15 protein-coding genes are annotated in these 18,627 nt (G+C 67.4%); 7 read left to right on the forward strand and 8 right to left on the reverse strand.

Going from position 1 to position 18,627, the window contains the following annotated elements:
- Nucleotides 1–290: 290 nt before the first annotated feature.
- The 8 genes from KHO22_RS19310 to KHO22_RS19345 form a co-directional block, all read right to left on the reverse strand.
- The gene (locus KHO22_RS19310) at nucleotides 291–896 is read right to left on the reverse strand and encodes a nucleotidyltransferase family protein (RefSeq protein WP_211948781.1); all 606 of its coding nucleotides are present in this window, start codon (nucleotides 894–896) and stop codon (nucleotides 291–293) included.
- Between the two features lie 9 nt (nucleotides 897–905).
- The gene (locus KHO22_RS19315) at nucleotides 906–1,928 is read right to left on the reverse strand and encodes an XdhC family protein (RefSeq protein WP_211948782.1); all 1,023 of its coding nucleotides are present in this window, start codon (nucleotides 1,926–1,928) and stop codon (nucleotides 906–908) included.
- Nucleotides 1,901–2,455: an SRPBCC family protein gene (locus KHO22_RS19320; RefSeq protein WP_211948783.1), complete on the reverse strand. Its 555-nt coding sequence runs from the start codon at nucleotides 2,453–2,455 to the stop codon at nucleotides 1,901–1,903. The genes KHO22_RS19315 and KHO22_RS19320 overlap by 28 nt, the downstream gene beginning before the upstream one ends.
- 25 nt (nucleotides 2,456–2,480) lie before the next feature.
- Nucleotides 2,481–3,707, reverse strand: a complete 1,227-nt coding sequence (locus tag KHO22_RS19325; protein WP_211948784.1) for a vWA domain-containing protein — start codon at nucleotides 3,705–3,707, stop codon at nucleotides 2,481–2,483.
- Nucleotides 3,708–3,710: 3 nt separating this feature from the next.
- Nucleotides 3,711–4,610: an AAA family ATPase gene (locus tag KHO22_RS19330; RefSeq protein WP_211948785.1), complete on the reverse strand. Its 900-nt coding sequence runs from the start codon at nucleotides 4,608–4,610 to the stop codon at nucleotides 3,711–3,713.
- A 360-nt stretch (nucleotides 4,611–4,970) separates the two neighbouring features.
- Entirely contained in the window at nucleotides 4,971–5,765 is a 795-nt protein-coding gene (locus KHO22_RS19335; RefSeq protein WP_211948786.1) for an FAD binding domain-containing protein, read from the reverse strand.
- A gap of 30 nt (nucleotides 5,766–5,795) precedes the next feature.
- Complete coding sequence (locus KHO22_RS19340; RefSeq protein ID WP_211948787.1) at nucleotides 5,796–8,180, reverse strand: xanthine dehydrogenase family protein molybdopterin-binding subunit; 2,385 nt, start codon at nucleotides 8,178–8,180, stop codon at nucleotides 5,796–5,798.
- A 12-nt stretch (nucleotides 8,181–8,192) separates the two neighbouring features.
- A complete protein-coding gene (locus tag KHO22_RS19345; protein ID WP_211948788.1) occupies nucleotides 8,193–8,708 on the reverse strand; it encodes a (2Fe-2S)-binding protein in 516 nt (171 codons plus the stop codon).
- Between the two features lie 321 nt (nucleotides 8,709–9,029).
- Here KHO22_RS19345 and KHO22_RS19350 point away from each other — a divergent pair, with 321 nt between their 5' ends.
- The 7 genes from KHO22_RS19350 (at nucleotide 9,030) to KHO22_RS19380 (ending at nucleotide 18,480) form a co-directional block, all read left to right on the forward strand.
- Nucleotides 9,030–9,608 carry a YqaA family protein gene (locus KHO22_RS19350; RefSeq protein WP_211948943.1) on the forward strand — a complete coding sequence of 193 codons (579 nt, stop codon included), beginning with the start codon at nucleotides 9,030–9,032 and terminating at the stop codon, nucleotides 9,606–9,608.
- A 159-nt stretch (nucleotides 9,609–9,767) separates the two neighbouring features.
- On the forward strand, nucleotides 9,768–13,742 hold the full coding sequence (locus KHO22_RS19355) for a DUF3683 domain-containing protein (RefSeq protein ID WP_211948789.1): 3,975 nt from the start codon (nucleotides 9,768–9,770) through the stop codon (nucleotides 13,740–13,742).
- A complete protein-coding gene (locus KHO22_RS19360) occupies nucleotides 13,739–14,182 on the forward strand; it encodes an HIT family protein (protein WP_211948790.1) in 444 nt (147 codons plus the stop codon). The genes KHO22_RS19355 and KHO22_RS19360 overlap by 4 nt, the downstream gene beginning before the upstream one ends.
- A 161-nt stretch (nucleotides 14,183–14,343) precedes the next feature.
- Entirely contained in the window at nucleotides 14,344–16,209 is a 1,866-nt protein-coding gene (locus tag KHO22_RS19365) for an ABC transporter ATP-binding protein/permease (RefSeq protein ID WP_211948791.1), read from the forward strand.
- A 52-nt stretch (nucleotides 16,210–16,261) separates the two neighbouring features.
- Nucleotides 16,262–16,678: a gamma-butyrobetaine hydroxylase family protein gene (locus KHO22_RS19370; RefSeq protein WP_211948792.1), complete on the forward strand. Its 417-nt coding sequence runs from the start codon at nucleotides 16,262–16,264 to the stop codon at nucleotides 16,676–16,678.
- A 21-nt stretch (nucleotides 16,679–16,699) separates the two neighbouring features.
- Nucleotides 16,700–17,431, forward strand: a complete 732-nt coding sequence (gene ubiE, locus KHO22_RS19375; RefSeq protein WP_211948793.1) for a bifunctional demethylmenaquinone methyltransferase/2-methoxy-6-polyprenyl-1,4-benzoquinol methylase UbiE — start codon at nucleotides 16,700–16,702, stop codon at nucleotides 17,429–17,431.
- Nucleotides 17,432–17,502: 71 nt separating this feature from the next.
- Nucleotides 17,503–18,480: a Tim44 domain-containing protein gene (locus tag KHO22_RS19380; RefSeq protein ID WP_211948794.1), complete on the forward strand. Its 978-nt coding sequence runs from the start codon at nucleotides 17,503–17,505 to the stop codon at nucleotides 18,478–18,480.
- Nucleotides 18,481–18,627 lie beyond the last annotated feature (147 nt).

The raw sequence follows: 18,627 nt of genomic DNA on the forward strand, positions 1-18,627 counted from the left end.
TGAAGGCCCGCAGGCTCGCCTGCACCGCAAGGCCGGATATAAGTCTGCAACCAGTCCTGCTCAAGCCAGCATGTTCGTCTTACCTTGCAAACCGGGGCGCGTTCATATAAGAGTAAGTCGCCGGCTACGCCGGCGAAACAGCGGCATCTGCCAAGAACGACAAACCAATCAAAACCCCCGCCGGCTACGCCGGCGAAACAGCAGCGCATGCCAAGCGCGACACACCAATCAAAACTCTGCCGGCTACGCCGGCCAAACAGCGGCGCCAGCCAAGAACAACAACCCAACACCTACCTCACATCCCCCGGCAAATCCACATCCCTGAACGCCCCCTCATCCTCCGTCAGGATCCTCGTCACCGGCTGCGCCTTCAGCAGCGCCCTGGCCCCCTCATCGCCGTCGAGCCTGAGCAACTCCTCTCGCCAGGCCGCGCCAAATCCAACCGGATGCCCGCGCTGCCCGTTGCGCCACGGCGCGGCGATGGTGTCGGGCGTGGTGATGGTCAGCGCCACGGCCCTGACCAGTTCCATCGGCAACCACGGCATGTCGGCGAGCGCCACGACCCAGCCGTGCGCCTCTGGCGTGGCGGCAACGGCGGCGCGCAACGCGGCGCCCATGCCGGCCTCGGCCTCGGCGGCTTCGACCACCCGGCAGCCGCCGCGACGCAATTCCTCGGCGAGCGCGGGATTCCCTGGCCGGATCACGGCGATCGAGTCGGGCAGCGCGGCGGCCAGGGTGCGCGCGCTGCGCCAGGCGATGGTGCGGCCGTCAGGCAGCTTTTCCAGCAGCTTGTTGCGCTGGCCGTTGGCGTCGAAGCGCCGGCCGAACCCGGCCGCCAGAAGGATCCCGGTCGGCAGGTCGGTCTTGATCAGGGGAGCATTGCGGGCGGCGTTCATGGCGCATCCTCAGGTGCTGCAGCTGCTGCCGGTGCCGGCGGCCATTTCCCGCGCCGCCTTGGCGCCTTCCACCTGGAGGATGTCGGGCAGCGAGACGTGGTTCTTGGCGGCCACCACCTCGGCCAGGATGGAGATCGCGATCTCGGGCGGCGTGCGGCTGCCGATGAAGATGCCGACCGGGCCGTGCAGGCGGGCCAGCTGTACGTCGTTCAGGTCGAATTCCTTGAGGCGTTCGCGCCGCGCCTGGTTGTTGCGGCGCGAGCCCAGCGCGCCGACGTAGAACGCGCGCGTGCGCAACGCTTCCATCAGCGCCAGGTCGTCGAGCTTGGGGTCGTGCGTCAGCGCGATCACCGCGCAACGCTCGTCGAGGTTCATCTCCGTCACGGTGTCGTCGGGCATGGTGCGCACCATGCTCACGCCCGGGATGTCCCACGTTTCCGTGTATTCCTCGCGCGGGTCGCACACGGTGACCTGGAAGCCCAGGCCCACGGCAATCTGGCACAGGTACTTCGACAACTGCCCCGCGCCGATCACCAGCATGCGATAGCGCGGGCCGTGGATGGTGCGCAGCGTCTGGCCGTCGAAGGCCAGGCCATCGGTGGCCTCGGCCGGGCCCAGCGTGGCGCTGCCGGTTGCCATGTCGAGCGTGCGCGTCACCAGCCGGCCGTTCTCGACGGCGTCGAGCAGTTCGGCGATGCCACTGGCCGGGGCGAGCGGCTCGGTCACCAGTTCGATGGTGCCGCCGCACGGCAGGCCGAAGCGGTGGGCTTCCTCGGCGCTGATGCCGTACTTGACCGATTCGGGGTGATCCGCGGTGATGCCGAGCCGGCGCACGCGGTCGATGAGATCGTCTTCGATGCAGCCGCCGGAAACCGAGCCGACGACGTACCCGTCATCGCGCACGGCCAGCATCGCGCCTTCGGGGCGGGGCGACGAGCCCCAGGTCCTGACTACCGTGACCAGCAGTACGCGGTGGCCTTCCTGCTGCCACCGTACGCTGCTTCTCAGGACTTCGAGATCCACGCTGTCCATGATCGCTTCCGCTTGGGTTCCTCTGTTGTTTGCGTCTCGCCGCCATCGGGGGCGGCGTCTTGTTGTGGTTCGGCTTCCTCGGGCGCCGGCGCGGCCAGTGCCTCGGTGAAACGCGTGAAGAAGGCCTCCGCCATCTTGCGCGCCGCGGCGTCTACCAGCCGCGAGCCGATCTGCGCGATCTTGCCGCCCACCTGCGCGTTGACCGCATACGTGAGAACCGTTTCGTCGCCGTCAGGTTCCAGCGTGACGCGCGCGGACCCCTTGCCGAACCCGGCCGCACCGCCCTGTCCGTCGAACTGGATGGTGTAGCTGTCCGGCGCCTGGATGTCCTGCAGCGCCATGCGGCCCTTGAAGCGCGCCTTGACCGGGCCGACCGCCGCGGTCAAGGCGAGCTGGTAGGCATTTTCGCCGTCAGGCTCGATGCTCTCACATCCGGGGATGCACTGCTTGAGCAGCGCCGTGTCGTTGAGCGCTTCCCATGCCACTTGCTGGGGCACCGGCAGGCGCTGGCTCTGGTTCATTTCCATGGGGCGGGCTCCTTGTCTGCGTGATTTATTTCATAGGTGAAACGAAGGCCGTGCCGGCGCCCGGTTCGGACAGCAGGGTCTGCAGCGCGAGCAGGCTGTCGAGGTTATGCGCCGGACGCAGCGCGTCCACATGCGGCAGGATGGCCTGCACGCCGCGCGCCTGCGGCGTGAAGCCCGGGTAGCGCAGCAGCGGGTTGAGCCAGATGATGCGGTGCGCGAAGCGCCGCAGCCGCGCCATCTCCTGGCCCAGCAGGTCGATGTGTTCGTGGTCGAGCCCGTCGGTGACCAGCAGCACCGTGGCGCGTCCGGACAGCGTGCGGCGAGCCCATTGGCGATTGAAGCTCGCCAGCGCCTCGCCGATGCGTGTGCCGCCGGCCCAGTCGCGCACCTGGCCGGTGATGACGGCCACGGCCTCGTCCGGGTCGCGTTCGCGCAGGGCGCGCGTGATGTTGGTGAGCCGCGTGCCGAACAGGAACACGGACAGCCGCTCGCGCGAGAGCGTCAGGGCATGGCAGAAGTACAGCACCGCGCGCGAGTACTGGCTCATCGATCCGGAGATGTCGAGCAGCAGCACCACCGGCGGCTTGCGCTCGGCGTGGCGGCGGTATTTCCAGCGCAGCCATTCGCCGTGCTGGCGTACCGCGAGGCGCGCGCTGGCGCGCAGGTCGGCGTGGGTGCCGTTGCTGGACGGACGCAGCCGGCGTGTGCGTTCCATGGCCAGGTGCGCGCGGCGCTTGCGCACAAGATGCTGCAGCGCGCGCCATTCCTGCGCGGTCAGCGTCTCGAAATCGCGCTGCGCCAGACGTTCCTGGTCCGAGAAGGTAAGCGGTACCGCCATGCGTTCCGCTTCCGTCTGCTGCGGCCGCGCGGGCAGGTCGGGCTGGCGTGCCGCGAGGGCGTCGGCAAGGCGGTTGCTGCGACGCGGCGGCGGTGCGCCGGCATCGACGCGCGGCAGCAGCATCGCGCGCAGCTTGCCTTCCCAGTCGGGGTCGCGCCAGAACAGGTCGAACGCGGCGTCGAACAGTGGCCGCTGGTCGGGGCCCGACAGCACCAGCGCGGCCAGCGCCGCGCGGACGTCGCCGCGCCGGCCGATATCCACGTATTGCAGCGCATCGAGCGCGTCGACCGAATGCGCGGGCGACAGCGCGAAGCCGCCGTCGTGCAGCAGGCGCATGAAATGCGCGACGTTGCGTGCCAGCACCGGCAGGGCGGGGCCGGGCTTGCCGGCGCGGGCAGGGTGCAGCGTGGCCATGGATCAGGTCGCGGCGGCCGGTGTGCCCGCGAGCAGTTCGGCCACGGTGGGGCCATCGGCGCGGGCCAGGTCGTCCTGGTACTTGAGCAGCACACCGAGCGTGTCGCGCACGGACTGGGGGTCCAGCTCGGTCACGCCGAGTGCGGACAATGCGCGGCACCAGTCGATGGCCTCGGCGATGCCAGGGGCCTTGAACAGGTCGATCCCGCGCAGCCGGTGGATGAAATCGACGGCCTGTGCCTGCAGCCGCGCGGCGGCTTCCGGCGCGCGCGCGGCGACGATCTGCAGTTCGCGGTCGCGCTGCGGATAGCCCATCCACTGGTACAGGCAGCGGCGCTTGAGCGCGTCGTGCACCTCGCGCGTGCGGTTGGACGTGACGATGATCAGCGGGGGCCGCTCGGCCCGGATCACGCCGATTTCGGGGATCGACACCTGGTATTCGGACAGTATCTCCAGCAGGAACGCTTCGAACGGTTCATCGGCGCGGTCGATCTCGTCGATCAGCAGCACGCGCGGCGCGCCGGGCGCGGCGGGGTCTGGCAGCAGGGCTTCGAGCAGCGGGCGCTTGAGCAGGTAATCGTCGTGATAGAGCGACTGGGCTTCGGGGCGCTCGCCGCGCGCTTCGGCTACGCGCAGGGCCATGATCTGGCGCGGATAGTCCCACTCGTACAGGGCGCTGGCCGCATCGAGGCCTTCGTAGCACTGCAGGCGCAGCAGGCGCGTGCCCATGACTTCGGCCATGGCCTGCGCCAGGGCGGTCTTGCCTACGCCGGGTTCGCCTTCGAGGAACAGGGGGCGCTGCATGCGCAGGGCGAGGTACAGCACCGTCGCGGTTTCGCGGTCGGCGAAGTATTGATGGGATTGCAGGAGGGACTGGGTGTGGTCGATGGAGGTGGGTTGCATTTGCAGCGTGTCGCGAGTCGTTACTTCATGCGTTGTTGCTTGGCTTGGCGCCCCAGGCATAGCCTCCTTGGGAGGCTACTTCTTCTTTGTCTCGCCAAAGAAGAAGCAAGAAAGGCGACCCCGTGATCGGCGACACCCCCTCGCACTGGGCCGGCTCCGCGGCGCTCGCGCAAAACTCGCGGCCTGAACGGCCGCTCAGACACTGCGCGAGCTTGTCCGGGGCTACGCCCCGGACGACCGCGGAGCCGGCCCAGCGCGAGGCGCCGCTCAAGGGGGAGAGAACAACCAAACCATCGCGGTTCAGGCTGCGTGGCTTGTGTCGCCATTCTTGTTGAGCGGCGTCCGCGTTGCAGCCGGTTGCTATCCGGCGGCCTCTACCGCCCTCGCCGCCAGTACCGGGATCAGGTGGGCTCTGTACTCGGCCGATGCGTGCAGGTCGGCGTTGAGTCGTGATGGATCGACCTTTGCCGCCTTCGCCGCCGCTGGCGTGAAGTTTGCTGCCAGCGCCTGTTCCAGCGGCTGGCAGCGGAATACGCTGTCGGCCGCGCCGGTGACGGCGACGCGCACGTTGCCGCCGGTGCGCGCGACCATCACGCCGACCAGCGCGAAGCGCGAGGCCGGATTGCGGAACTTGATGTAGGCGGCTTTCTCGGGCACCGGGAAGCGCACGGCGGTGATCAGCTCGTCGGGCGCCAGCGCGGTTTCGTACAGGCCCTTGAAGAAGTTGTCGGCGGTGATGGTGCGGCGGTCGGTGACCACGGTGGCGTTCAGGCCGAGCACGGCGGCGGGGTAGCACGCGGCGGGATCGTCGTTGGCGAGCGAGCCGCCGATGGTGCCCATCGCGCGTACCTGGCGGTCGCCGATGCCGTCGGCCAGCGCAGCCAGTGCGGGAATGCGCTGGCGTACGTCGGCGTTGGCAGCGACGTCGGCATGGCGCGCGGCGGCGCCGATCACCACTTCGTTGCCTTCGACGCGGATGTCGGCCATGCCGGGAATGCGGGCCACGTCGATGAGCGTCGAGGGCGCGGCAAGCCGCAGCTTCATTGCCGCAAGCAGGCTCTGGCCGCCGGCCAGGAACTTGGCGTCCGGATCGGCCTTGAGCTTGGCGACGGCCGCCTTGGCATCCGCCGCGCGTTCAAACTGGAATGCGTACATGTCGGTTTCCTTTACGGTTCGTCGGCGGGCTCAGGGCTGGGCGGCCTGGATGGCCTGCATGGCCTGCCATACGCGGTGCGGCGTGGCGGGCATCTGCAGGTCCTTCACGCCAAGCGGCGACAGCGCATCGACCAGCGCGTTGATGAACGCCGGCGGAGAGCCGATGGCGCCGGCTTCGCCGCAGCCCTTTACGCCGAGCGGGTTGTGCGTGCAGGGCGTGCCCTTGGCCGTTTCCACGGTGAAGTCGGGCAGGTCGCCCGCGCGCGCCATGGCGTAGTCCATGTAGGAGCCGGTCAGCAGCTGGCCGCTGTCGCGGTCGTAGATGCACTGCTCCAGCATGGCCTGGCCGAGGCCCTGGCCGATGCCGCCGTGTACCTGGCCTTCGACGATCATCGGGTTGATGATGTTGCCGAAGTCGTCAACGGCGGTGAACTTCACCACCTGCGACTCGCCGGTGTCCGGATCGACCTCCACCTCGCACACATAGGCACCCGAGGGATACGTGAAGTTGGTCGGGTCGTAGAACGCGTTCTCGTTCAGGCCAGGCTCCAGCTTGTCGAGCGGGTAGTTGTGCGGCACGTACGCGGTCAGCGCGACTTCGCCGAACGTTTTGGTGCGGTCGGTGCCGGCCACGCGGAACACGCCGTTGCTGAACTCGATGTCGGCATCGGAAGCCTCGAGCAGATGCGCGGCGATCTTCTTGGCCTTGGCCTCGATCTTGTCGAGCGCCTTCATGATCGCCGAGCCGCCCACCGCGAGCGAGCGCGAGCCGTAGGTGCCCATGCCGAACGGCACGCGGCCGGTATCGCCATGCACGATCTCGACCGCTTCCAGCGCGATGCCGAGCCGGTCCGCCACGATCTGCGCGAAGGTGGTTTCGTGGCCTTGCCCATGGCTGTGCGAGCCGGTGAACACGGTCACGGAGCCGGTCGGGTGCACGCGGATCTCGCCGACCTCGAACAGGCCCGCGCGCGCGCCGAGTGCGCCGGCGATGTTCGACGGCGCCAGGCCGCACGCTTCGATGTAGCAGGAGTAGCCGAGGCCGCGCAGCTTGCCGCGCTGCTTAGCCTCGTCGCGGCGGGCCGGGAAGCCCTTCACGTCGGCCAGCTCCTGTGCCCGCGCAAGGCAGGGCTCGTAGTCGCCGGTGTCGTAGGTCAGGCCAACCGGCGTGGCGTACGGGAACTGGCGGATGAAGTTCTTGCGGCGCAGCTCGGCCGGGTCCGTCTTCAGCTCGTGCGCGGCGGTTTCCACCAGGCGTTCGACCACATAGGTGGCCTCCGGCCGGCCGGCGCCACGGTACGCGTCAACCGGCGCGGTGTTGGTGAACACCGCCTTCACTTCGGCGTAGATGGCGGGCGTGGCGTATTGCCCGGCCAGCAGCGTCGCGTAGAGGATGGTGGGCACGCTGCTGGCGAAGGTCGACAGGTACGCGCCCATGTTCGCGGTGGTGTGCACGCGCATGGCCAGGAACTTGCCGTCGCTGTCGAGCGCGAGCTCGGCCTTCGTCACGTGGTCGCGGCCGTGCGCGTCGGTCAGGAACGACTCCGAACGCTCGGCGGTCCACTTGATCGGCCGGCCGACCTTTTTCGAGGCCCAGGTCAGCGCTACGTCTTCCGGATACAGGAAGATCTTCGAGCCGAAGCCGCCGCCGACGTCCGGCGCGATGATGCGCAGGCGCGATTCCGGCAGGCCCAGCACGAAGGCGCCCATCAGCAGGCGTTCCACGTGCGGGTTCTGGTTGGCCACGTAGACCGTGTAGCTGTCGTCCTGGCGCGCGTAGCTGGCATTGACCGCGCGCGGCTCGATCGCGTTGGGGATCAGCCGGTTGTTGACGATATCGAGCGTGGTCACGTGTGCGGCTTTCGCGAAGGCGGCATCGGTCGCAGCCTTGTCGCCGTGGCCCCACGTGTAGCAGGTGTTGGCCGGCACGTCGTCGTGCACCAGCGTCGAGGCGGCTGCGGCGTCGGCGGCATTGACGACGGCGGGCAGCTCCTCGTAGTCGACCTCGATCTTTTCGGCGGCATCCTTCGCCTGCGTCAGCGTTTCGGCCACCACCAGCGCCACCTGGTCGCCGACATGGCGCGCCTTGCCCTGCGCGATGACGGGGTGGGTCGGCTCTTTCATCGGCGAGCCGTCGATGCTGTGGATCAGCCAGCCGCAGGGCAGGCCGCCCACCTTGTCGGCGGCCATGTCGTCGCCGGTCAGCACGGCGATCACGCCGGGCGAGGCCAGCGCGGCGCTCTTGTCGATCGATCGGATGCGCGCATGCGCATGCGGCGAGCGCACGAAATAGCCGTAGCTTTGCTGCGGCAGGACGATGTCGTCGGTGTACTGGCCGTTGCCGGTCAGGAAGCGGTAGTCTTCCTTGCGCTTGACCGCCGTGCCGACGAACTTTTGCGATTCGGGTGCGTTCATGGCTGGGCTCCGTTACTGTGCGTCAGCGCTCGCGGCGCTGCCCGCGCGCATGGCGGCCTGGCCCTGCTGCACGGCCTTGACGATGTTGTGGTAGCCCGTGCAGCGGCACAGGTTGCCTTCGAGCTGCTGGCGGATGGCGGTGGCATCGGCGTCTGGCTGTGCCTGCACCAGTGCGGTCGCTGCCATGACCATGCCAGGCGTGCAGAAGCCGCACTGCAGGCCGTGGCATTCGCGGAAGGCTTCCTGCATCGGGTGCATGGCGGGCGCGCCGTTGCCGGTACTTGTGCCGGCAAGTCCTTCGATGGTGGTGACCTGGGCCCCGTCGGCCTGCACGGCGAGGATATTGCAGGACTTGATCGCGCGTCCGTCCAGGTGGACTGTGCACGCGCCGCACTGCGCGGTGTCGCAGCCGACATGGGTGCCGGTCAGGCGAAGCTGTTCGCGCAGGAACTGGACCAGGAGGGTGTTGGGTTCTACCTGGGCGTCAACGGGCTTGCCATTGACCGTCAGGCGGATCGGAATCGCCATGCTTGTCTCCATGTGGGTGGACGCGCATGACCAATTCCCAGAAACCCGAAAGAACAGCGCGGGACTGGCCACGACGCGGTACTGCCGTTTGCTACGGCTATTTCGTGATATTGGTGCTGCCGGTGCTGCCCACGGCGAATGCCGTGCGGGAGAAAAACCCCCGGCGGCCGGCGAACGTCTGGCCGCGACGGGCTCTAACAGTTAATCACAAATCGCCCGGCGCTGCCATGCGGGTTGCCCGCGCCCGGAAAGGGGACGGCTAGAATGGTTGAAGCCACCCGGGCACTCCCCTGGCACGACTCCGATACCCAGCCCCACGACATGGAAGCCTTCTTCGACTGGCTGTTCGACATTGTCGCCCTCCCCAAGGTGGGCCTGCCCGCCATCTTCGTCGTCAGCCTGGTGTCGGCCACGCTGCTGCCGCTCGGCTCGGAACCGGCGGTGTTCGGCTATATCAAGCTCAACCCGCACATGTTCTGGCCGGCCGTGGTGGTGGCCACGCTCGGGAATACCGCCGGCGGCGCCATCGACTGGTGGCTGGGCTACGCGGCCAAGCTCGCGCTGGTGCGCTACCGCAAACGGCGCCAGGAGCGCGAGCACGAGCAAGAGCATCTGGAGCATCGGAAGCATGTGCGCAAGCCCACCAAGCCGAAGCTCGATGCGCGCTATTTCCACTGGATGCGGCGGCTGGGCCCGCCCACGCTGCTGCTATCGTGGTTGCCGGCTATTGGTGATCCATTATGCACTTTGGCGGGTTGGCTGCGGCTGCCGTTCTGGCCGAGCCTGGTTTATATGGCGATCGGCAAATTCCTGCGCTATCTGGCCATGACTGCCAGCCTGCTGTGGATACCGGACAGTTTTTGGCACAACATTGCTGAAATGTTCAGGGCCTGGTTCTGAACCGGCATGTGGCCGGCGGCACACAAAGCGGCGCTAAACCCTTGTTCCGACTCGGGTTGTGCCATGTTGCGGCGCGGCGAAACCGCGCCATGCAGTACAATCGCCCTTTAATGAACGATCGGCGCACACCTTCCGTGCGCAGCAGGAAGCGGTCCCCCCATGAACGCCCCACTCGTGCTCGACGCCAAGCTGGCCGCGCAGGACGCCCCTGCGCGCCTGCGTGAAATTCCCTATAACTACACGTCCTTTTCGGACCGCGAGATTGTCATCCGCCTGCTGGGCGAAGAGGCCTGGCGCATCCTGGACGAACTGCGCAGCGAGCGCCGTACCGGCCGTTCGGCGCGCATGCTGTACGAGGTGCTGGGCGATATCTGGGTGGTGCGCCGCAACCCGTACCTGCAGGACGACCTGCTCGAGAACCCCAAGCGCCGCCAGATGCTGGTGAGCGCGCTGCACCACCGCCTGGGCGAGATCGAGAAGCGCCGCGCCGCCGACCGTGCCGAGCACGCCGAGCCCGCCGCCGAAGACCGCTCGCACCGCGTGGAGCAGCTGGTCGCGTTTGCCAAGCAGGCGATCGAGGACTTCAAGAACGAGTTCGCCGCCGCCTACGACCTGCGCAAGCGCGCGCAGCGCGTGCTGGGCCGCGTCACGCAGAAGGACAACATCAAGTTCGACGGCCTGTCGCGCGTCTCGCACGTGACCGACGCCACCGACTGGCGCGTGGAATATCCGTTCGTCGTGCTGACGCCCGACAGCGAGGAAGAGATCGCCGGGCTGGTCAAGGGCTGCTTCGAACTCGGCCTGACCATCATCCCGCGCGGGGGCGGCACCGGCTATACCGGCGGCGCCGTGCCGCTGACGCCGATGAGCGCGGTCATCAATACCGAGAAGCTGGAACAGCTCGGCCCGGTCGAGCAGACCGACATGCCGGGCGTCTCGCACAAGGTTGCCACCATCTTCTCCGGCGCCGGCGTGGTGACGCGCCGCGTGGCTGACGCCGCCGACAAGGCCGGCCTGGTGTTCGCGGTGGATCCGACGTCGATCGACGCATCGTGCATCGGCGGCAACGTCGCCATGAACGCTGGCGGCAAGAAGGCCGTGCTGTGGGGTACCGCGCTGGACAACCTGGCCTGGTGGCGCATGGTCGATCCGGAAGGCAACTGGCTGGAAGTCACGCGCCTGGACCACAACCTCGGCAAGATCCACGACGTGCCGGTCGCCACCTTCGAACTGAAGTGGTCCGACGGCAACCGTGCGCCGGGCGAGAAGGTGCTGCGCACCGAGACGCTTGCCATCGAGGGCCGCAAGTTCCGCAAGGAAGGCCTGGGCAAGGACGTCACCGACAAGTTCCTGGCCGGCCTGCCCGGCGTGCAGAAGGAAGGCTGCGACGGCATCATCACCAGCGCGCGCTGGATCCTGCACCGCATGCCGAAGTACATCCGCACCGTGTGCCTGGAGTTCTTCGGCCAGGCACGCGATGCCATTCCGAGCATTGTCGAGATCAAGGACTACCTCGACAACGAATCCAGGACGCCGGGCGGCGCCATCCTCGCCGGCCTTGAGCACCTGGACGAGCGCTACCTGCGCGCGGTCGGCTATGCCACCAAGAGCAAGCGCAACGCCTTCCCGAAGATGGTGCTGATCGGCGATATCGTCGGCGACGATGAAGACGCCGTGGCGCGTGCCACCTCGGAAGTGATCCGCATGGCCAATGGCAAGAGCGGCGAAGGCTTTATCGCCGTGAGCCCCGAGGCGCGCAAGAAATTCTGGCTCGACCGTTCGCGCACCGCCGCCATTGCACGGCACACCAACGCCTTCAAGATCAATGAAGACGTGGTGATTCCGCTGCCGCGCATGGGCGAGTACACCGACGGCATCGAACGCATCAATATCGAGCTGTCGATCAAGAACAAGCTCGCGCTGGTCGACGCGCTGGAGGCCTTCTTCGCGCGCGGCAACCTGCCGCTGGGCCGCAGCGACGACGCCAACGAGATCCCGAGCGCCGAGCTGCTCGAAGACCGCGTGCAGCACGCGCTCACGCTGCTGCGCGAAATCCGCGGACGCTGGCGCTACCTGCAGGACCACCTCGACACGCCGCTGGCTGGCGCCAAGGCGTCGCTGATCGGGCATGGCCTGGGGCTGCTCGGCCAGGCCTTCGACGCGCGCTTGGTGCAGCAGCCCGGTGCCAATGTGTTCCACCTGCTGCAGGACCGCACCATCCGCGTGTCCTGGAAGGGCGAAGTGCGCGCCGAGCTGCGCAAAATCTTCAATGGCGGCGAGTTCAAGCCGATCCTCGACGAAGCGCAGGCCATCCACAAGCAAGTGCTGCGTGGACGCGTGTTCGTGGCGCTGCATATGCACGCCGGCGACGGCAACGTGCACACCAACATCCCGGTCAACTCCGACAACTACGAGATGCTCCAGGATGCCCACCGCGCGGTGGCCCGCATCATGGAACTGGCGCGCTCGCTCGACGGCGTGATTTCCGGCGAGCACGGCATCGGCATCACCAAGCTGGAATTCCTGACCGAGGAAGAGATCGGCGACTTCCGCACCTACAAGCAGAAGGTCGATCCGCAGGGCCGCTTCAACAAGGGCAAGCTGCTGCCGGGCGCGGACCTGCGCAACGCGTACACGCCGTCGTTCGGGCTGATGGGGCATGAGTCCATCATCATGCAGCAAAGCGACATCGGCGCCATTGCCGACAGCGTCAAGGACTGCCTGCGCTGCGGCAAGTGCAAGCCGGTGTGCGCCACGCACGTGCCGCGTGCCAACCTGCTGTACAGCCCGCGCAACAAGATCCTGGCGACCTCGCTGCTGGTCGAGGCCTTCCTGTATGAAGAGCAGACCCGCCGCGGCGTGTCGATCAAGCACTGGGACGAGTTCTCGGACGTGGCCGACCACTGCACGGTGTGCCACAAGTGCGCAACGCCGTGCCCGGTGAAGATCGACTTCGGCGATGTGTCGATGAATATGCGCAACCTGCTGCGCAAGATGGGGCAGAAGAAATTCAACCCCGGCACGGCGGCGTCGATGTTCTTCCTGAACGCCACCAACCCCGAGACCATCAATCTGACCCGCAAGGTCATGATCGACTGGGGCTACAAGGCGCAGCGCCTGGGCAACGAGGTGCTGAAGAAGTTCGCGAAGAAGCAGACCGCGCATCCGCCCGCGACCGTGGGCAAGCCGCCGGTGCGCGAGCAGGTGATCCACTTCATCAACAAGAAGATGCCGGGCAACCTGCCCAAGAAGACCGCGCGCGCGCTGCTCGACATCGAGGACAACGAGATCGTGCCGATCATCCGCGACCCGAAGGCGACCACGCCCGAGACGGAAGCGGTGTTCTACTTCCCGGGCTGCGGCTCGGAGCGGCTGTTCTCGCAGGTCGGCCTGGCCACGCAGGCCATGCTCTGGCATGTGGGGGTGCAGACCGTGCTGCCGCCGGGCTACCTGTGCTGCGGCTATCCGCAGCGCGGCAACGGCCAGTACGACAAGGCCGAGAAGATGGTCACCGACAACCGCGTGCTGTTCCACCGCGTGGCCAATACGCTGAACTACCTCGACATCAAGACGGTGGTGGTCAGCTGCGGCACGTGCTACGACCAGCTCGCCGGCTATGAATTCGAGAAGATCTTCCCGGGCTGCCGCATCATCGACATCCACGAATACCTGCTGGAAAAGGGCGTGAAGCTCGAAGGCGTGACCGGTACGCGCTACATGTACCACGACCCCTGCCACACGCCGATCAAGACCATGGACCCGACCAAGCTGGTCAATGACCTGATGGGCGGCAACGCGGGCGCCGGCAAGATCGAGAAGAACGAGCGCTGCTGCGGGGAGTCCGGCACGCTGGCCGTGACGCGCCCCGACATCTCGACCCAGGTCCGCTTCCGCAAGGAAGAGGAGATGACCAAGGGTGCCGACAAGCTGCGCGCCGACGGGTTCACCGGCGACGTCAAGATCCTGACCAGCTGCCCGTCGTGCCTGCAGGGGCTGTCGCGCTACAACGAAGATGCCTCGGTACAGGCGGACTACATCGTGGTGGAGATGGCGAAGCATCTGCTGGGCGAGAACTGGATGCCCGAGTACGTGGCCAAGGCCAATGCCGGCGGCATCGAGCGGGTGCTGGTGTGACACGCGCACCGGGTTGCCCGCTGTGTGAAGCCGACGGCGGCGAGCTCGTCTGGATGGGCGACCGCGCGCGCGTGATCCTGGTCGAGCACGACCGCTTCCCCGGGTTCTGCCGCATTGTCTGGAACGACCATGCGGCCGAGCTGACCGACCTGGACGACGGCGACCAGGCCTGGCTGATGCGGCTGGTGGCGCGTGTCGAGCGCGTGGTGCGCGAAGTCATGACGCCGGACAAGGTCAACCTGGCCGCGTTCGGCAACATGGTTCCGCACCTGCACTGGCACATCATTCCGCGCTACCGCTGGGACACGCATTTCCCCGAGGCAATCTGGGCCGCGCCGCAACGCGCCGCCGATGCCGCGCATGCCGCGCGCGTGGCCGAGCTGGCAAGCCGGCTGCCGGCGCTGCGTACGGCACTTTCGGCGCTGGCGACCGACAGCTGAGCCGCGCGGCGGCGTCACCCGGCCGGCGGCAGGGGCGCGGCGCGGAACCGCGCCGTGCGGGACGCGTCTGAATCCTGTTGTCATCGCAAGGGCCGCCGCGGCCCTCGCTCATTCCAGAAGAACAAGCCCGCCGCAGCGCCGGCGGGCGTACCGCTGCCGCTATGTCCACGACACCGACTTCCGTCACCGTACCGGGTCCGGCCATTCCCGCCCGGGCCCTCAAGATCCAGAGCCGGCTGCGCATGGCCGCGACCTGGGCGCTGATCAAGCCCTACTGGAAGTCCGAAGACCGCAAGGCGGGCCTCGGCCTGCTCACCCTGGTGGTGGCGCTCAACCTGGGCATCGTCTATATCAACGTGCTGCTCAATGAGTGGAACCGCGTGTTCTATAACGCGCTGGAGCAGCGCGACTATGCCTCGTTCAAGGTGCTGCTGCTGCGCTTCTCGTGGATCGCGGCGTTCTTCATCGTGGCCGCCATCTCGCGGCAGTACTACACGATGATGCTGCAGATGCGCTGGCGGACCTGGATGACGGGCCAGTTCATGGGCCACTGGATGGGGCACCAGGCGTACTACCGGATCGAGCAGACGCATACCACCGACAACCCCGACCAGCGTATTTCGGACGACCTGCGCCAGTTCACCGACGGCGCGCTGTCGCTGTCGCTGGGGCTGCTCAACTCGGTGGTGACGCTGCTGTCCTTCGTCGGCATCCTGTGGACGGTGTCCGGCCCGATCAGCCTTGCGCTGGGCGGCAACGAGATCGTGATCCCCGGCTACATGGTGTGGTTCGCCGCGGGCTACGCGGTGATCGGCTCGCTGATCGCGCATCTCGTCGGACGTCCATTGATCGGCCTGAATTTCCAGCAGGAACAATACGAGGCCGATTTCCGTTTCACGCTGGTGCGCCTGCGCGAGAACAGCGAACCCGTGGCGCTGTACCGCGGCGAGCCGACCGAGCAGGCCGGCCTGCGCGCGCGCTTCGACCGCATCCGCGCGAACTGGAACCAGCTGATGCGCTATACGCGCCGGCTGACCTTCGTGAGTTCCGGTTATGCGCAGTTCGCCATCATCTTCCCGATCCTGGTGGCGGCGCCGCGCTACTTCGCCGGCAAGATGACGCTGGGCGGGCTGATGCAGACCAGCTCGGCCTTCGGCCAGGTGCAGGGCGCGCTGTCGTGGTTCGTGGACAGCTACGCGACGCTGGTGGGCTGGAAGGCTGCGGCCAACCGCCTGATCGATTTCCAGGAAGCGATCCGCGTAGCCGAGCGGCAGGACGAAGCGCATACCGGCGTGCGCGATATCGAGGTCGAGCATACCGGCGAGCCGCAGGCCGGCATCCGCGTCGACGGCCTGGGCCTTGCGCTGCCGGTGCGTGCCCAGCGCGGCGCGAGCGTTGGCCAGCGCCCGCTGGTGGCGCCGTTCTCGCTGTCCATCGCGCCGGGCGAACGCTGGCTCGTGAACGGGCCATCGGGCTGCGGCAAGAGCGTGCTGTTCCGCGCGCTGGCCGGCATCTGGCCATACGGCAGCGGCACCGTCACGATGCCGGCCGACGCGCGCACGCTGTTCCTGCCGCAGCGCAGCTACCTGCCGATCGGCACGCTGGCCGACGCGCTCGCCTATCCGGACGCAGGCACGGCCCACGCCGCCGAGGCGCTGCAGGCGGTGCTGCTCCAGGCGCGCCTGCCGCAGCTCGTGGACCAGCTCGACGTGTTCGACAACTGGTCGCTGCGGCTGTCGCCCGGCGAGCAGCAGCGCCTCGCATTCGCCCGCGCGCTGCTGCAGAAGCCGCGTTACCTGTTCCTGGACGAGGCCACCAGCGCGCTCGACGAGGAGACCGAAGGCATCATGTACCGCCTGATGGTCGAGGCATTGCCCGACGCGGCGATCATCAGCATTGCCCACCGCAGCACCGTCGCGGCGTTCCATGGCCGCCGCCTGCGCTATGTGCCGGATGACGGCGCCGGCGCCCAAGATGGGCAAGGCGGGGACGCTGCGGTAAGCTATCGGGTCGTATGCGAGGCGTGAACGCGAACCGCGTCACGCCAACCCACCAGGCGCCCGCGCCGGCGAATCCACTATGGCAGGCCTCGAGAAAGATACACCCCATCCCACCGCGCTGACGGTGCACACGCAGTCGCGCGTGCTCGAAGTCGGCTTCGACAACGGGCGCAGCTTCCGGCTGCCGTTCGAGCTGCTGCGCGTGTATTCGCCGTCGGCCGAGGTGCAGGGACACGGCCCCGGCCAGGAAGTGCTGCAGACCGGCAAGCGCGAGGTCGGCATTGCCGCCGTCGAGCCCGTGGGCAACTACGCCATCCAGATCCGCTTCACCGACGGCCACGATACCGGCATCTATTCCTGGGAGTTGCTGTACCGCCTCGGCGAGCAGCAGGATGCGCTGTGGGCCGACTACCTGAAGCGCCTGGAAGCCGCCGGCATCGATCGCGACACGCCCATGGCGGCCGCCGGCGGCCACGGCTGCGGCCATCACCACTGATCTGTACCTGGAGTCTGAGATATGAGCGAAACCCACTTCGGGTTCGACAAGGTCGACGAAGCGGAAAAGGCCGGCAAGGTCGCCGGCGTGTTCCATTCGGTCGCCAGCAAATATGACGTGATGAACGACCTGATGTCGGGCGGCATGCACCGGCTCTGGAAGATGTTCACCATTGCCCAGGCCAATGTGCGCCCGGGGCACAAAGTGCTGGACATCGCCGGCGGCACCGGCGACCTGGCCAAGGCGTTCGCGAAGCAGGCCGGCCCGACCGGCCAGGTCTGGCTCACCGACATCAACGAGTCGATGCTGCGCGTGGGCCGCGACCGCCTGCTCGACAAGGGCATCGTCACGCCCGTGGCCCTTTGCGACGCCGAGCGCATTCCGTTCCCCGACAACTACTTTGACCTGGTCACGGTGGCCTTCGGCCTGCGCAACATGACCCACAAGGACGCCGCGCTGGCCGAGATGCGCCGCGTGGTGAAGCCCGGCGGCAAAGTCATGGTGCTGGAATTTTCCAAGGTGTGGAAACCGCTGGAGAAGGCCTACGATATCTATTCCTTCAAGGTGCTGCCGTGGCTGGGGCAGAAGGTGGCGGGGGATGCCCCCAGCTATCGTTATCTGGCAGAATCGATCAGAATGCATCCGGACCAGACTTCACTTGTACGCTTGATGGAACAAGTGGGGCTGGAGAAGGTCGAATACTTCAATCTTACGGCCGGAGTTGTGGCGCTCCACGTCGGGCGCAAATATTAAATCGCCATTCCGGGCTTGAATTCGGCATCTGAGACCGGATTTGAGTGGAAACTGACAGGGGATCACTGAATATGTCATCAATTCGCGGAAAGTTCCTGGTGGGATCACTGATTGCCGCGATCGCGCTCGGCGTGGCGCTGGACGCCAATGCCAAGCGCATGGGCGGCTCGCGCAGCATCGGCAAGCAATCGTCCACCGTGACGCAGCAACGCCAGCAGGCGCCGGCACAGCAGACGCCGTCGCAGCAGCCGGCCCAGCAACCCGCGCAACAGGCTGCACCGGCCACCGCCGGCGCCGCCGGCGCAGCGGCCGCGGCCGCGCCCAAGCGCAACTGGGGCGGCATCCTGGGCGGCATCGCCGCCGGCCTCGGTATTGGCGCGCTGCTGTCGCACTTCGGCCTGGGCGGCGCGATGGCGGGCTTCCTGTCCAACCTGATCCTGATCGCGCTGGTCGCGTTCGTGGCGATCTGGCTGATCCGCAAGTTCCGTGGCGGCAGCCAGCGTAGCCAGCAGCCGGCCTACGCCGGTGCCGGCAATGCCGGTGGCCTGGACCACAACGCCGAGCCGATGCTGCGCCAGCAGGCATCTTCGCCCACTCCGGCCGCCAATCCGGTGATGCCGGCCGCCGGCGCCGCTGCGGTGGCTGCCGAAGCGGTGGCTCAGCAGCCCTGGGGCGTGCCCGCCGACTTCGACACCGAAGCCTTCCTGCGCAATGCCAAGGTGCACTTCGTGCGCCTGCAGGCGGCCTGGGACGCCGGCAACCTCGACGATATCCGCGAGTTCACGACGCCGGAAATGTTCGCCGAGATCAAGATGGACCTGTCCGAGCGCGGCGCCGAAGTCAACAAGACCGACGTGGTGACGCTGGAAGCGCAGATGCTGGGCATTGAATCGTCGCCGAACCAGCACCTGGCCAGCGTGCGCTTCTCGGGCATGATCCGCGAGCGCGCCGGCGAAGCGGCGCAGCCGTTTGCCGAAGTCTGGAACCTGGCCAAGCCGGTTTCCGGAGCGGGCGGCTGGCTGCTGGCAGGTATCCAGCAGGAATCCTGAGTGCCGTCAATGCCCCATGGCGGTGTCGCCAGCGGGGAGTAGCTTAGAATGGAGGGCCCGTGCGCAAGCGCGGGCCCTTTCCGTTTGGAGGCTCCGTTTGGAGGCGGTGCGCGGCCTGGTGCAAGTCCTGCAAGTCCTGCCAGCCCT

The organism is Cupriavidus yeoncheonensis (assembly GCF_905397275.1).
GTDB classification, from domain to species: Bacteria; Pseudomonadota; Gammaproteobacteria; order Burkholderiales; family Burkholderiaceae; genus Cupriavidus; species Cupriavidus yeoncheonensis.

What these genes read in the sequence shown, in the direction of transcription:
- KHO22_RS19365 (WP_211948791.1), top strand. Translation starts at nt 14,344, where the DNA reads ATGTCCACGACACCGACTTCCGTCACCGTACCGGGTCCGGCCATTCCC.
- KHO22_RS19330 (WP_211948785.1), bottom strand. Translation starts at nt 4,610, where the DNA reads ATGCAACCCACCTCCATCGACCACACCCAGTCCCTCCTGCAATCCCAT.
- KHO22_RS19350 (WP_211948943.1), top strand. Translation starts at nt 9,030, where the DNA reads ATGGAAGCCTTCTTCGACTGGCTGTTCGACATTGTCGCCCTCCCCAAG.
- KHO22_RS19310 (WP_211948781.1), bottom strand. Translation starts at nt 896, where the DNA reads ATGAACGCCGCCCGCAATGCTCCCCTGATCAAGACCGACCTGCCGACC.
- ubiE (WP_211948793.1), top strand. Translation starts at nt 16,700, where the DNA reads ATGAGCGAAACCCACTTCGGGTTCGACAAGGTCGACGAAGCGGAAAAG.
- KHO22_RS19325 (WP_211948784.1), bottom strand. Translation starts at nt 3,707, where the DNA reads ATGGCCACGCTGCACCCTGCCCGCGCCGGCAAGCCCGGCCCCGCCCTG.
- KHO22_RS19335 (WP_211948786.1), bottom strand. Translation starts at nt 5,765, where the DNA reads ATGTACGCATTCCAGTTTGAACGCGCGGCGGATGCCAAGGCGGCCGTC.
- KHO22_RS19370 (WP_211948792.1), top strand. Translation starts at nt 16,262, where the DNA reads ATGGCAGGCCTCGAGAAAGATACACCCCATCCCACCGCGCTGACGGTG.
- KHO22_RS19340 (WP_211948787.1), bottom strand. Translation starts at nt 8,180, where the DNA reads ATGAACGCACCCGAATCGCAAAAGTTCGTCGGCACGGCGGTCAAGCGC.
- KHO22_RS19355 (WP_211948789.1), top strand. Translation starts at nt 9,768, where the DNA reads ATGAACGCCCCACTCGTGCTCGACGCCAAGCTGGCCGCGCAGGACGCC.
- KHO22_RS19380 (WP_211948794.1), top strand. Translation starts at nt 17,503, where the DNA reads ATGTCATCAATTCGCGGAAAGTTCCTGGTGGGATCACTGATTGCCGCG.
- KHO22_RS19315 (WP_211948782.1), bottom strand. Translation starts at nt 1,928, where the DNA reads ATGGACAGCGTGGATCTCGAAGTCCTGAGAAGCAGCGTACGGTGGCAG.
- KHO22_RS19345 (WP_211948788.1), bottom strand. Translation starts at nt 8,708, where the DNA reads ATGGCGATTCCGATCCGCCTGACGGTCAATGGCAAGCCCGTTGACGCC.
- KHO22_RS19320 (WP_211948783.1), bottom strand. Translation starts at nt 2,455, where the DNA reads ATGGAAATGAACCAGAGCCAGCGCCTGCCGGTGCCCCAGCAAGTGGCA.